Annotated in this window: 14 protein-coding genes and 1 pseudogene; 6 read left to right on the top strand and 9 right to left on the bottom strand. The window is 67.6% G+C overall.

Annotated features, from left to right (window positions below):
* The first annotated feature begins 107 nt into the window (after positions 1–107).
* From ABTX62_RS01300 to trxA, 5 genes are all read left to right on the top strand, one after another.
* Positions 108–1,805: a protein kinase family protein gene (locus tag ABTX62_RS01300; protein ID WP_352114243.1), complete on the top strand. Its 1,698-nt coding sequence runs from the start codon at positions 108–110 to the stop codon at positions 1,803–1,805.
* 27 nt (positions 1,806–1,832) lie between these two features.
* Entirely contained in the window at positions 1,833–2,558 is a 726-nt protein-coding gene (sigM, locus tag ABTX62_RS01295; protein WP_352114242.1) for an RNA polymerase sigma factor SigM, read from the top strand.
* Entirely contained in the window at positions 2,555–3,487 is a 933-nt protein-coding gene (locus tag ABTX62_RS01290; RefSeq protein ID WP_352114241.1) for an anti-sigma factor family protein, read from the top strand. The genes sigM and ABTX62_RS01290 overlap by 4 nt, the downstream gene beginning before the upstream one ends.
* A gap of 167 nt (positions 3,488–3,654) precedes the next feature.
* Positions 3,655–4,623, top strand: a complete 969-nt coding sequence (gene trxB, locus ABTX62_RS01285; protein WP_352114240.1) for a thioredoxin-disulfide reductase — start codon at positions 3,655–3,657, stop codon at positions 4,621–4,623.
* Positions 4,624–4,667: 44 nt separating this feature from the next.
* Positions 4,668–5,000, top strand: coding sequence for a thioredoxin (gene trxA, locus ABTX62_RS01280; protein ID WP_030847066.1), 333 nt, complete (start codon positions 4,668–4,670; stop codon positions 4,998–5,000).
* 90 nt (positions 5,001–5,090) lie between these two features.
* Here the strand turns inward: trxA and ABTX62_RS01275 are convergent, their stop codons facing one another.
* The 9 genes from ABTX62_RS01275 to rpmH form a co-directional block, all read right to left on the bottom strand.
* Positions 5,091–5,708 (bottom strand): GNAT family N-acetyltransferase, encoded by a 618-nt coding sequence (locus tag ABTX62_RS01275; protein ID WP_352114239.1) that lies wholly within the window; start codon positions 5,706–5,708, stop codon positions 5,091–5,093.
* Positions 5,709–6,033: 325 nt separating this feature from the next.
* Positions 6,034–7,134: a ParB/RepB/Spo0J family partition protein gene (locus tag ABTX62_RS01270; RefSeq protein ID WP_352114238.1), complete on the bottom strand. Its 1,101-nt coding sequence runs from the start codon at positions 7,132–7,134 to the stop codon at positions 6,034–6,036.
* Positions 7,131–8,207 (bottom strand): ParA family protein, encoded by a 1,077-nt coding sequence (locus ABTX62_RS01265; protein ID WP_352114411.1) that lies wholly within the window; start codon positions 8,205–8,207, stop codon positions 7,131–7,133. Before ABTX62_RS01265 ends, ABTX62_RS01270 begins: the two co-directional genes overlap by 4 nt.
* Before the next feature lie 417 nt (positions 8,208–8,624).
* Complete coding sequence (gene rsmG, locus ABTX62_RS01260) at positions 8,625–9,341, bottom strand: 16S rRNA (guanine(527)-N(7))-methyltransferase RsmG (protein WP_352114237.1); 717 nt, start codon at positions 9,339–9,341, stop codon at positions 8,625–8,627.
* A gap of 124 nt (positions 9,342–9,465) precedes the next feature.
* Entirely contained in the window at positions 9,466–9,978 is a 513-nt protein-coding gene (locus ABTX62_RS01255) for a Jag family protein (RefSeq protein WP_283972210.1), read from the bottom strand.
* A 15-nt stretch (positions 9,979–9,993) separates the two neighbouring features.
* A complete protein-coding gene (gene yidC, locus ABTX62_RS01250) occupies positions 9,994–11,283 on the bottom strand; it encodes a membrane protein insertase YidC (RefSeq protein WP_352114236.1) in 1,290 nt (429 codons plus the stop codon).
* 3 nt (positions 11,284–11,286) lie between these two features.
* Positions 11,287–11,661 (bottom strand): membrane protein insertion efficiency factor YidD, encoded by a 375-nt coding sequence (gene yidD, locus ABTX62_RS01245; protein ID WP_352114235.1) that lies wholly within the window; start codon positions 11,659–11,661, stop codon positions 11,287–11,289.
* Positions 11,658–12,029 (bottom strand): ribonuclease P protein component, encoded by a 372-nt coding sequence (gene rnpA / locus ABTX62_RS01240; protein WP_078615240.1) that lies wholly within the window; start codon positions 12,027–12,029, stop codon positions 11,658–11,660. The genes yidD and rnpA overlap by 4 nt, the downstream gene beginning before the upstream one ends.
* 21 nt (positions 12,030–12,050) lie before the next feature.
* Positions 12,051–12,188 (bottom strand): 50S ribosomal protein L34, encoded by a 138-nt coding sequence (gene rpmH, locus ABTX62_RS01235; protein ID WP_005482975.1) that lies wholly within the window; start codon positions 12,186–12,188, stop codon positions 12,051–12,053.
* Positions 12,189–12,562: 374 nt separating this feature from the next.
* Here rpmH and dnaA point away from each other — a divergent pair.
* Positions 12,563–12,910, top strand: a pseudogene (gene dnaA, locus ABTX62_RS37840) (chromosomal replication initiator protein DnaA); the annotation flags it as partial.
* Positions 12,911–12,974: the final 64 nt, after the last annotated feature.

The following is a 12,974-nucleotide window of genomic DNA, read 5'->3' as shown; positions in this document are numbered from 1 at the left end:
CGCGTGTCGTGCACAGCGGCGGACTGTGGGCACAATTGGTTTCGGCGTCGGACGGCGCGCAACGGAAGTCGGGCGGGCGCGCAATGGATGGGGAGGCAGGAACGACGGTGGCGGAACGGAGTACGGCTGCCGTCGACGTGGCAGACAACAGCGGCGAGACGTCGCTGACCGCGCAGGCGGACCAGTCCACGGCCGACGGGGTGGCCAAGAACCGGGAGCGGGACACGGACAGCGACGAGGTACAGGAGACGACCGGGACCGACGGTGCCGGAAAGACCTCGCCACCCGAACTGCACAGTGGTCACAAACTCGCCAGACGCTACCGCCTCGAGGAGTGCGTCACCCGTCTGGACGGTTTCAGCAGTTGGCGTGCCGTGGACGAGAAGCTGCGGCGTGCCGTCGGTGTGCACATCCTGCCCGCCGACCACTCGCGTGCCCGCTCCGTCCTGGCGGCGGCCCGCTCCTCCGCCCTCCTGGGCGACCCGCGCTTCGTCCAGGTGCTGGACGCGGTGGAGGAGAACGACGTCGTCTACGTCGTCCACGAGTGGCTTCCCGACGCGACGGAACTGACCACGCTCCTCGCCTCCGGGCCTCTGGAACCCTACGACGCCTACCAGATGGTCAGTCAGGTCTCCTCCGCCATGGCCGCCGCCCATCGTGAGGGCCTTGCCCATCTGCGGCTGAACCCCAACGCCGTGCTGCGCGCCTCGACCGGCCAGTGGCGCATCCGCGGCCTCGCCGTGAACGCCGCCCTGCGCGGCGTCGCGTCCGACACCCCGCAGCGCACCGACACCGAGGCCATCGGGGCCCTGCTGTACGCGGCGCTCACTCAGCGCTGGCCGTACGAGAGCGACGCCTACGGCCTGTCAGGCCTACCGAAGGACATCGGCCTGATCGCGCCCGACCAGGTACGCGCCGGTGTGCACCGCGGTCTGTCCGAGCTCGCCATGCGCGCGCTCGCCAACGACGGTGCCACCGCCTCCCGGCACGAGTCGCCGTGCACCACGCCGGAGGAGCTGGTGAAGGCGATCGGCGAGATGCCCCGCATCCGCCCGCCGGAGCCGGCGTTCACCGCCCCGCCCGAGTACCAGCGCACGACGTACCAGCAGGGCACGTACGGCCGCCAGGCCCCGCGCCCCGGCGTCACCCAGCAGATCCCGAGCCCGCCGCCTCCGCTCCAGACCCGCACGGGCAAGGCCCTGAAGTGGGCCGTCTCCGCACTGCTGATCGCCGCGCTGGGCCTCGGCAGCTGGCAACTGGCGGACGCGCTGATGGACCAGGGCGGCAAGAACGATGACCCCGGCCAGACGCATACGAACGACGGGAACGACAAGGGTCGCAAGAAGCCTGCACCCAGCAAGCCGATCGCCATCAGCAGCGCCCGAGACTTCGATCCCCTCGGGGATCGGACAGAGAAGCCGTCAGACATAAGGAAGGTCTACGACAACAGCACGGCCACCTATTGGCAGACGGACTACTACCTGAGCGCGGACTTCGGCCGCCTGAAGTCGGGCGTCGGCATCATCCTCGATCTGGGTAAGGCCCAACAGGTCGGGAAGGTGACCGTCACATTCGTGGGGGACACCTCGGTCGAACTCCGCAGCCCGAGCTCGGACGCGAGCTCGGAGCCGACGTCCCTCGACGCCTACACCACGGTTGCCAAAGGTTCCGGGACGACCGTCCAGCTCAAGCCCGGCAAGCCCTTCAAGAGCCGGTATCTCCTGGTGTGGCTGACAAAGCTGCCGTTGCAGCCGGACGACGGCAAATGGCGCGGCAGGGTGGCGGACATCAAGGTGACCAGCTGACGGCATCTGCCTCGAGGAAGGAGGCCGATGGCAGACGGCACCGGATATGACGGAGTGAGCGATCAGGACCTCCTCGCCCGCCACGTCCAAGGGGACCCCGACGCCTTCGGTGAGGTCGTGCGGCGGCATCGCGACCGGCTCTGGGCCGTCGCGCTGAGGACGCTGGGCGACCGCGAGGAAGCCGCTGACGCCGTGCAGGACGCCCTCGTGTCCGCTTACCGGGCCGCCCACACCTTCCGGGGCCAGTCGGCCGTCACGACATGGCTGCACAGGATCACGGTGAACGCCTGCCTCGACCGCGCCCGCAAGGCCGCCTCCCGGAAGACCTCTCCCGTCGACGACACTGAGCGGCTGGAGCAGCTGCTGGAGCCGCACGAGTCGGCCTCGGCCCCCGCCGAGCGCAATGATCTGCACCGGCAGCTCATCGAAGCGCTGAGGACCCTGCCGGCCGACCAGCGTGCCGCGCTGGTCCTGGTGGACATGCAGGGTTACCCGGTCGCCGAGGCGGCCCGCATTCTCGACGTGCCCACCGGCACGGTGAAGAGCAGATGTGCGCGTGGGAGAGCCAGACTGCTGCCGCTGCTCACCCATCTACGGCCGGACAGCACCGGTGGGGGCAAGAACCCGGGCGGAGAACGGAACCGGACTCAGGGGCCGGCCGTCCCACCCGCAGCGGGGCCGCACCGAGCGGAACCCCCGACCACAGGACCGAGCGACCCAGCTGCTGTGAAGGGCGGAGGTGGACGAGCGTGACGTCGACGACAGACATGGCCGGGCACCCGGACGTCGCGGAGATCTCCGACCTCGCCGAGGGCCTGCTCTCTTCGTCCCGGACCACCGACCTCCGTCGGCATCTGGACGAGTGCGAACTCTGCGCGGACGTGTACGCCTCCCTGGAGGAGATCCGCGGACTGCTCGGCACGCTGCCGGGTCCACCGCGCATGCCCGCCGATGTCGCGGGCCGCATCGATGCGGCGCTTGCCGCCGAGGCTCTGCTGAACGCCGACGGCCCGGAGTCCGAGGAGAGCGCGGAGCCGACGGGCGCTCCCCTTCTCGCGCACGACGACCGCGGTGCGCATGTTTCACGTGAAACATCGACGCCCACCGACCGGCCTGCCGGTCGCCCCCACTCCTCCAGCACCGGCCCCGGCCGCAAGGGCCGCACGCGCCTCGGGCGCCGCAGAATCGCCGTCCTGGGAACCGTCTTCACGGTGGCCGCCTTGGGCCTGGGTTCCGTCCTGCTGTCGTCGCTCGACGACAGCAACCCGCCCCACGACACGGCGGGTGAGCGGCAGAACACCTCCGCGGACACCTTCTCCGAAGGGAAGCTGCGAAAGCAGGTCACCGATCTCCTGGCCGAGAACAAGACCGAGGACAAGACCGAAGAAGACGGCGGCTCCCGCACCCCCTTCGGCACGGCGACCGCGCCCGGCGACCAGCACAGGGTCTTCAAGGGAGCCGTGGTACCCGGCTGTGTCCGCGACGGCATCGGGCGGGACGACACCGCTCTGGCGACGCGGAGCGGCACGTATCAAGGGAAGAAGGCCATGCTCGTGCTGCTTCCCGATGCTTCCGACGCCACCCGGGTCACCGCCTACATCGTCGACGCGACCTGTGTGGATCACTCGGCATCCGATGCGGTGGGCGAGGTGCTCCTGAAGCGCACCTACCCGTCCGCCTGAGCAAGCGCTTCGTCTCACCTACTGGGGTCACCTCACAGTGCCCCATCATCGTGTGCCCGGACACAGCGGGAATGCGCGCCCCTTAGGATCCGTTGGGTGGGGTGAGAGTTCTCCTGGAGAAGCTCCTACCGCTCGACCGACGCAGTCCAGAGACGAGGAATCAAGCCGTGAGCGACGTCCGTAACGTGATCATCATCGGCTCCGGGCCCGCCGGCTACACGGCGGCGCTCTACACCGCGCGCGCGTCGCTGAAGCCACTGGTGTTCGAGGGCGCCGTCACCGCAGGCGGTGCCCTCATGAACACCACCGACGTCGAGAACTTCCCCGGCTTCCAGGACGGCATCATGGGCCCCGAGCTCATGGACAACATGCGCGCCCAGTCAGAGCGCTTCGGGGCCGAGCTCGTTCCGGACGACATCGTGGCCGTCGATCTGAGCGGTGAGATCAAGACCGTCACGGACACCGCCGGCACCGTCCACCGGGCCAAGGCCGTCATCGTCGCCACCGGCTCGCAGCACCGCAAGCTCGGACTGCCGAACGAGGACGCCCTCTCCGGCCGCGGCGTGTCGTGGTGTGCCACGTGTGACGGCTTCTTCTTCAAGGACCAGGACATCGCCGTGATCGGTGGTGGTGACACCGCGATGGAGGAGGCCACCTTCCTCTCCCGGTTCGCCAAGTCGGTGACCATCGTCCACCGGCGTGACACGCTGCGCGCCTCCAAGGCCATGCAGGAGCGTGCCTTCGCCGACCCGAAGATCTCGTTCGTGTGGGACAGCGAGGTCGCCGAGATCCAGGGCGACCCCAAGCTCTCGGGCCTGAAGCTGCGCAACCTCAAGACCGGTGAACTCTCGGACCTTCCGGTGACCGGTCTGTTCATCGCCATCGGCCACGACCCGCGCACCGAGCTCTTCAAGGGCCAGCTCGACCTGGACGAAGAGGGGTACCTGAAGGTGGAGGCGCCGTCGACGCGCACGAACCTGGCCGGTGTCTTCGGTGCCGGTGACGTCGTCGACCACACCTACCGTCAGGCGATCACCGCAGCCGGTACCGGCTGTGCCGCAGCTCTCGACGCCGAGCGCTACCTCGCCGCCCTGGCGGACGAAGAGCAGCCCGAGCCCGAGAAGACCGCTGTCTGACCCTCCCTACCCGCCCCACGCACCAACCAGTTAAGGAGCCCGCCGTGGCCGGCACCCTGAAGAATGTGACCGACGACTCCTTCGAGCAGGACGTCCTCAAGAGCGACAAGCCTGTTCTGGTGGACTTCTGGGCCGCCTGGTGCGGTCCGTGCCGCCAGATCGCGCCGTCCCTCGAGGCCATCGCGTCCGAGTACGGCGACAAGATCGAGATCGTCAAGCTGAACATCGACGAGAACCCGGGTACGGCCGCCAAGTACGGCGTCATGTCCATCCCGACCCTGAACGTCTACCAGGGTGGCGAGGTCGCCAAGACCATCGTGGGCGCGAAGCCGAAGGCCGCGATCGTTCGCGACCTCGAGGAGTTCATCGCCGAGTGAACCGGCGGAGCCGTCGCATCGACGGTGCATGTTTCACGTGAAACACGAATGGGCCAACCCGGAAGGGTTGGCCCATTCGTCTGCCTGCACCTACAGGGGTCGCAGCGCCGGCTCCTTCTGCACGGCTCCCAGAAGGCGGTCCAGTGCCATCTCGACGTCTTCCTTCCAGGAGAGGGTCGACCTCAGCTCCAACCTCAGCCGAGGGTGAGTGGGGTGCTGTCGAACCGTCTTGAAGCCCACCGCCAGAAGATGATCGGCGGGCAGCACACAGGCAGGTTCCTTCCACCGTGCGTCTCCGAAGGCCTCGATCGCCTTGAAGCCGCGCCTCAACAGATCCTTGGCGACCGTCTGCACCATCACCCGGCCCAGCCCCTGTCCCTGGTAGCCGGGCACGATGAACGCCGTCATCAACTGCACCGCGTCGGGCGAGACCGGGCTCGTGGGAAACGCCGTGGATCGGGGGACATAGGCCGGGGGAGCGTAGAGCACGAAACCCACCGGCACGTCGTCGACGTACACGACCCGTCCGCAGGATCCCCAGTCCAGCAAGACCGCTGAGATCCAGGCTTCCTTCTCCGAATCGGATGTGCCCGCCTTCAGCGCGGCCTCACCGCTGACCGGGTCGAGCTCCCAGAAGACACACGAGCGGCAACGCTTGGGAAGGTCCTGGAGGTTGTCCAGCGTGAGCGGTACGAGCCGGCGGCCCATGAAGGGTGATCCTCGCTTCCTTCGCCCGCCGCCGCGTCGCGGGCGGCTGTCAGAGCGCTCCGTTCCTTGAGGAGACTGCCGATGAACCCACCGACCGCCCCCAGCCCCAAACCGGCGCTCACCAGCCCGGTGCGGCTCATGGTGCGCATGGCCCCTGTCCTCCCTCTCAGAGGTACTGCCGAGTGGTTGCGCCGTGCCCCGAGCGCATCGTATCCACGATGCGATTCCATCGATACCGCCAAAAAGGAAAGAACGAGCCACGTTCCGGCACACACCGGACACGACTCGCTCTTACGCGACCCACCAGAGACTCCTTGCCGGAGGCTCAGGACTCGCTCTCCTCGGAGTCGCCCTCCAGGAGACTCGTCTGCAGGACCGGGCCCTCACCGGGGGCGAGCGAACCGAGGATTCGCTCAAGGTCCTCCATCGAGGCGAACTCGACGGTGATCTTGCCCTTCTTCTGCCCCAGGTCGACCTTGACCCGCGTCTCGAAGCGGTCCGAGAGCCGTGTGGCGAGGTCGGACAACGCGGGAGAGACCCGGGTACCGGCACGCGGACCCTTGGGCTTCTGAGCCTTCTGAGGCCGAGACCCCATCAGGGTCACGATCTCCTCGACGGCCCGTACCGAGAGCCCCTCGGCCACGATGCGGTGGGCCAGCCGGTCCTGCTCCTCCGAGTCCTCGACGGAGAGCAGTGCCCGCGCGTGGCCGGCGGAGAGCACCCCGGCGGCGACCCGACGCTGCACGGCCGGCGAGAGCTTGAGAAGACGCAGAGTGTTGGAGACCTGCGGGCGGGAGCGACCGATGCGGTCCGCCAGCTGGTCGTGCGTGCAGTTGAAGTCCCTCAACAACTGGTCGTAGGCGGCTGCCTCTTCCAACGGGTTGAGCTGAGTACGGTGCAGGTTCTCCAGCAGAGCGTCGAGGAGGAGCTTCTCGTCCTCCGTGGCCCGCACGATCGCCGGGATGGCCTCCAGCCCCGCCTCGCGGCACGCCCGCCAACGGCGCTCGCCCATGATGAGCTCGTAGCGGGCGGGACCCGCCTGCCGCACGACGACCGGCTGGAGGAGCCCCACTTCCTTGATGGAGGTGATGAGCTCGGACAGCGCGTCCTCGTCGAAGACCTCACGTGGCTGTCGCGGGTTCGGCGTGATGGAGTCGAGGGGGAGCTCGGCGAAGTGCGCACCGATGGGTGCGGCGGGTACGGCGGGAGCACTCGGCTGGGAAGGCTCCTCTGTTTCACGTGAAACAGTCGGCAGCGTGGCCACCTTCGCTGCGGCCACCCCCCGTTCGTTCGGCAGTGCAGGCAGTCCTGCGGGGGATGTAGAAGCAGCCCCCTGGGCCGCAGCCTGGGCCACCGACTTCTCCGTCGGCGCAGCAGGGATCAGTGCGCCGAGACCACGACCCAGCCCCCTCCGTCGCTCGCTCACTGGACACCTTCCACCATGCTCGGATCGTTCTGTTGTGCGCCGATGTGGGCCTGCGTCGCGTCATAACTGATGCCGACGCCCCTCAGCGCGATCTCTCGTGCCGCCTCAAGATAGGAGAGGGCACCACTCGATCCAGGATCGTAAGTCAGGACCGTCTGCCCATAACTCGGCGCCTCGGAGATACGGACGGAACGGGGAATGCTCGTCCGCAGTACCTCGTCACCGAAGTGGGTGCGCACCTCTTCCGCGACCTGGGAGGCGAGGCGCGTCCGGCCGTCGTACATGGTGAGCAGAATGGTCGACACATGCAGGTCGGGGTTGAGGTGCCCCCGTACCAAGTCGACGTTACGCAGCAGCTGCCCCAGGCCTTCCAGCGCGTAGTACTCGCACTGAATGGGGATCAGCACTTCCTGGCCCGCCACGAGCGCATTGACCGTCAACAGACCAAGGGAGGGCGGGCAGTCGATGAGGATGTAGTCCAGTGGCTGCTCGTACGCCTGGATCGCGCGCTGGAGCCGGCTCTCCCGCGCCACCAAGGAAACCAGCTCGATCTCCGCACCGGCGAGATCGATCGTGGCAGGGGCACAGAAGAGGCCCTCGACATCGGGCACCGGCTGGACGACCTCGGAGAGCGGCTTGCTCTCCACCAACACGTCATAGATGGACGGAACTTCGGCGTGATGGTCGATACCCAGCGCGGTAGACGCATTGCCCTGTGGGTCGAGGTCGACCACCAGGACCCGGCCACCGTGGAGCGCCAGCGATGCGGCAAGGTTGACGGTTGTCGTCGTCTTACCCACACCGCCCTTCTGGTTGGCGACCACGATGATTCGGGTCTGCTCAGGCCGTGGCAGGCCCTCACCGGCACGACCCAGAGCCTCCACCGCCAGTTGGGCAGCACGACCGATGGGAGTGTCGTCCATCGGAGGCGGTGTTTCACGTGAAACATCCGCCCCCATCGACTCGGTACGGGGACCGGGGACCGGTTCGGTCATCGGTCCCGCGATGTTGGCGTCGGACCGCAAGGATTCACTCTCCTCGACTTCAGGCTCGCAATGAACAGAGCCTCCCATGCCTTCGGGGTCGTGAACCAGTGAGGCCTGGTGTTCTGTGGAGAAATCCACCTCTGTGGATACCTCCGGTACCTCATCGAGTGAACCGAGAGGCTTTCGGTCGCGGGGTTCGGCCGCAGCGCGGCCACGACTGATGATGCCGTGCAGCAGTGAGCGACGTTTCACGTGAAACACGATGCACAGCAGCCGTGGCTGGACTGACGCGACACTCCGGCATGCATAGGTTTGGCAGCTTGTGTGGAGTACGTCTCGTCCTCAGGACGGATCAGTGCCACCGTGACGGATCGAGATCTCTGATCAGCAGCTCCAAGACGCATCAGCATCTCCAGGAGGGGTGAACGTCTCCAGGTTGAGTGAGCGTCTCCAGGATGGATGAGTGTCACCAGGAACGGGCCGACGGCGTCGGAACGCCTCAGCTCAGCGACGTCGACGCGTCCGCCCGGTGCGAGCCGCCTTGGCGCGCTTCGCGGCGAAGCGCACACCGCCCGGGCTTTCCCCGACCTCGACCCGAACGACGGTGGACAACGGGTCCACCACGCCCTCACCCACATGCAGGATGGATGTCTCCACCGCCCCCAGCTTGCTCAGTGCCGACGACGCGCTCTTCAGCTCCTCTTCGGCGGTGTCGCCCTTGAGCGCGAGCATCTCGCCGTACGGCCGCAACAGCGGGATCCCCCACGTGGCGAGCCGATCGAGCGGCGCGACGGCCCGGGCCGTCACCACATGAACAGGCTGGATCTTCCCCATGACCTCCTCGGCGCGGCCCCGCACCACGGTCACGTGATCGAGGCCGAGCAGCTCGACGACCTCGCTGAGGAAGTTGGTGCGCCGCAGCAACGGTTCCAGCAGCGTGATCTTCAGGTCGGTGCGGACCAGCGCCAGCGGAATACCGGGGAGACCGGCACCCGAGCCGACATCGCACACCGTCACGCTCTCGGGCACGACCTCCGAGAGCACGGCGCAGTTCAGCAGGTGCCGCTCCCACAGGCGGGGCACTTCACGCGGGCCGATGAGACCGCGCTGCACGCCCGCCTCAGCGAGCAGCTCGGCGTACCGCACCGCATCCGCGAAGCGGTCACCGAACACCTCGCGCGCCTGCTCGGGCGCGGGGGGAAGCTCCGCTGCCTCCGTCACGGGGGACCGTCCTTCCGTACCGCGTCGGCGCATCAGGCGCCGACACCAGAACCACCAGAACTATCAGGCTGACAAAGTTCGGCCCCGCCTGCTCAACAGACGGGGCCGGGGAACGTGAAGGCCGTCAGGCGGGCAGCACGACGACGAAGCGCTGCGGCTCCTCGCCCTCGGACTCGCTGCGCAGCCCCGCGGCCTTCACCGCGTCGTGCACGACCTTGCGCTCGAAGGGCGTCATCGGCTCCAGCTTCACGGCCTCACCGCTGCTCTTGGCCTCCGCGGCGGCCTTGGCGCCCAGCTCAGACAGCTCGGAACGCTTCTGAGCCCGGTATCCCGCGATGTCGAGCATCAGACGGCTGCGGTCACCGGTCTCCCGGTGCACGGCCAGACGAGTGAGCTCCTGGAGCGCCTCCAGTACCTCGCCGTCACGACCGACCAGCTTCTGCAGATCACGGCCGCCCGTGTCGCTGATGATCGAGACGGAGGCACGGTCGGCCTCGACGTCCATGTCGATGTCGCCGTCGAGGTCGGCGATGTCGAGCAGACCCTCCAGGTAGTCCGCCGCGATCTCGCCTTCCTGCTCCAGGCGAGTCAGGGTGTCTGCACCCTCGGCAGCGGCGGAGGTGGTGCCTTCCGTCACGGGATGGACTCCTTCTTACTTCTTGGACGGGGACTTGGGCCGCTGCGGACCCTTGCGCTGTCCGGACTGGGCCTTGCTGCGGGTACCGCCGGCGGGCTTCGCGCCGCCCTTCTTGGCAGCGGCGGCGGGCTTGGCGTCCTCGGGCTCGTCTGCCTTGGTCAGCGACGTCTTCGGTTCGTTCTCACCGGCCGCCTTCACGCCGGTGGAGCCGCCGTGCTGACGCTGCGACTTGCTCTGCCGCTTGGGCTGCTGGCGCTTCGGGATACCGGCGGCGGTGGTCGGCGAACCGTCTTCGGCCTGGGCGGCGGCCGCGGTCTCGCTCTTGATCACGGTGCCGTCGGCCTGGGCGGCGAGGCCGGCCTTGCTGAGGCCGTTGATGAACTTGCGCTCGTACTCGTTGCGGTCGCGGCCCTTGGCGACGATCGCCTTGACGATGGCGCGGTCGCGACGCTTGCCGACCTTGTCGTGCCGCGTGACGTGCTTGGTCAGGCGCTCCAGGTACTCGGCCTGAGCCTTGGAACCCGGGGTCGGGTTGTTGCGGATGACGTACATCTGCTGGCCCATGGTCCACACGTTGGTGGTCAGCCAGTACACGAGGACACCGACGGGGAAGTTGATGCCGAAGACGGCGAACATGACCGGGAAGACGTACATCAGCATCTTCTGCTGCTGCATGAACGGCGTCTTCACCGTGGTGTCGACGTTCTTCGTCATCAGCTGGCGCTGGGTGAAGAACTGCGACGCCGACATCAGGACGATCATGATGGCGGTGACGACGCGGACATCGGTGATGGAGGATCCGAGGGCCTCCACCTTCCCGGCCCCGTCGGTGAACTTCGCCGCGAGCGGCGCCCCGAAGATGTGGGCCTTCTGCGCGCTTTCCAGCAGACGGTCGTTGATCACACCGATGGTGTCGTTCGACGCGATGCTGTTCAGCACGTGGTAAAGGGCGAAGAAGAACGGGGACTGCGCCAGGATGGGAAGGCACGAGGAGAGCGGGTTGGTGCCCGTCTCCTTGTACAGCTTCATCATCTCTTCGGACTGACGCTGCTTGTCGTTCTTGTAGCGCTCCTGGATCTTCTTCATCTCGGGCTGGAGCGTCTGCATGGCCCGGGTCGCCTTGATCTGCTTCACGAAGAGCGGGATCAGGCAGATGCGGATCAGGATCACCAGGGACACGATCGACAGGCCCCAGGCCCACCCGGTGTCAGGGCCGAAGAGGGCGCCGTACACCGAATGGAACTGGACGATGACCCAGGAGACGGGTGTGGTGATAAAGCTGAAGAGGCTGGCAATCGTGTCCACTAATCATGCTCCTTGGGCATGGGACGGTGTCTCTGCGGCCGGGCTCGAAGGACTCGACGGACTTGTGGGAGAAGTCTGTCCCTCGGTGGCCGGTCCGGCGGCGGAGGGCCCGCCCTTGCGTGCACGCCACGCGGTGCGCAGCATTTCGTGCCACCGGGGGCGCTTGCGCGGCGGGACATGGTCCACACCGCCCAGCGACCACGGATTGCATCGCAGGATGCGCCAGGCCGTGAGTGCCGATCCCTTGAGGGCACCATGCCGGTCGATGGCCGTGAAGCCGTAGTGGGAGCACGACGGGTAGTACTTGCAGACCGGTCCGAGCAGCGGACTGATCGTCCACTGATAGAGCTTGATCAGAGCCAGCAGCGGGTACTTCATCGCGCGCCCCCTCCCAGCAACCGCTGGAGAGCGGCATCCAGGTCTCGGGCCAGCTGTGCATGGTCGGCGTCGCCCGATCCGGGCAGCGCTCGTACGACTACCAGGCTACCGGGGGGCAGCTGGGCAACTCGCTCGCGCATCAGGTGGCGAAGCCTGCGCTTCACCTTGTTGCGCACGACCGCGCCACCCACTGCTTTGCTCACGACGAAACCCGCACGCGTCGGGGGAGCGCTCTCCCCAGGCGCGTGCGGGTCCGTGGAACCGCTACGTAGGTGGACGACGAGGAGCGGGCGTCCGGCCCGGCGCCCTCGTCGTACCGCGGTCGCGAAGTCCTCGCGCCGCCTCAGCCGATGCTCGGTAGGCAGCACGACGTCATGACCTGATCGGGATCAGGCGGACAGGCTGGCGCGACCCTTGCTGCGGCGGTTCGCGAGAATCGCGCGACCGGCACGGGTGCGCATCCGCAGGCGGAAGCCGTGGGTCTTCGCGCGACGACGGTTGTTCGGCTGGAAGGTGCGCTTGCTCACTCGAGGGCTCCAGAAGAAATCGGTGGTTGCGGGGTGCCGTCTTGGCTGTCACCGTGCGCCCACGAGTAGCTCGCAGTTACGCCCGAGTGCACCGCTGACCGATCACCCAAATGATCTGTGCCCATCGGAGGCAGGCGGCAGCAGCCATCGACAACTCGACCTGGTTACGGTACGCGCGGCTACGCCATCCGGTCAAACCGGGAGTCGCCGGGAGACACTTGTCCACAGGCTGGGGACAACAACTTGAACCGTACCGGCCGCCCTGACTACCGTGACGGAACTCCGATTCGTTCCCTTATCCCTGCGCCACCCGATTTACATCCCGAGCCGTCCCAGAACCACACGTTCGTGGGACCTGTGAGAGAGCGTGCCCTGTGGCTGACGTACCTGCCGATCTTGCCGCAGTGTGGCCACGCGTATTGGAGCAGCTCCTCGGGGAGGGCCGCAGCCAAGGGGTCGAAGGGAAGGACGAGCACTGGATCCGCCGCTGCCAGCCGCTGGCGCTGGTCGCGGACACCGCCCTGCTCGCCGTACCGAACGAGTTCGCGAAGGGCGTGCTCGAAGGCCGGCTGGCGCCGATCGTCAGCGAGACGCTGAGCCGTGAGTGCGGCCGCCCGATCCGGATCGCGATCACCGTCGACGACTCCGCGGGCGACCCCCCGGCCCCCCAGGCCCCCCAGACCCGCCACCAGTCGCGCTACGAGGAGCCCGAGCCTCCGGCCACCCGCCCTGACCGCGACGGATACGACCGCACGGACCGGGACGGATACGACCACCGGGACCGGG

Origin of the sequence: Streptomyces sp. NPDC096046, from assembly GCF_040303285.1 — a bacterium.
Taxonomy (GTDB): Bacteria; Actinomycetota; Actinomycetes; order Streptomycetales; family Streptomycetaceae; genus Streptomyces.
The sequence above is the reverse complement of the archived record's forward strand: the minus strand, read 5'-3'. Positions and strand labels throughout refer to the sequence as shown.

Bases quoted from the DNA above. Each gene is read 5' to 3' on its own strand.
- sigM (WP_352114242.1), top strand. From the start codon at position 1,833: ATGGCAGACGGCACCGGATATGACGGAGTGAGCGATCAGGACCTCCTC.
- ABTX62_RS01275 (WP_352114239.1), bottom strand. From the start codon at position 5,708: ATGGGCCGCCGGCTCGTACCGCTCACGCTGGACAACCTCCAGGACCTT.
- ABTX62_RS01265 (WP_352114411.1), bottom strand. From the start codon at position 8,207: ATGGGAGGCTCTGTTCATTGCGAGCCTGAAGTCGAGGAGAGTGAATCC.
- yidD (WP_352114235.1), bottom strand. From the start codon at position 11,661: ATGAAGTACCCGCTGCTGGCTCTGATCAAGCTCTATCAGTGGACGATC.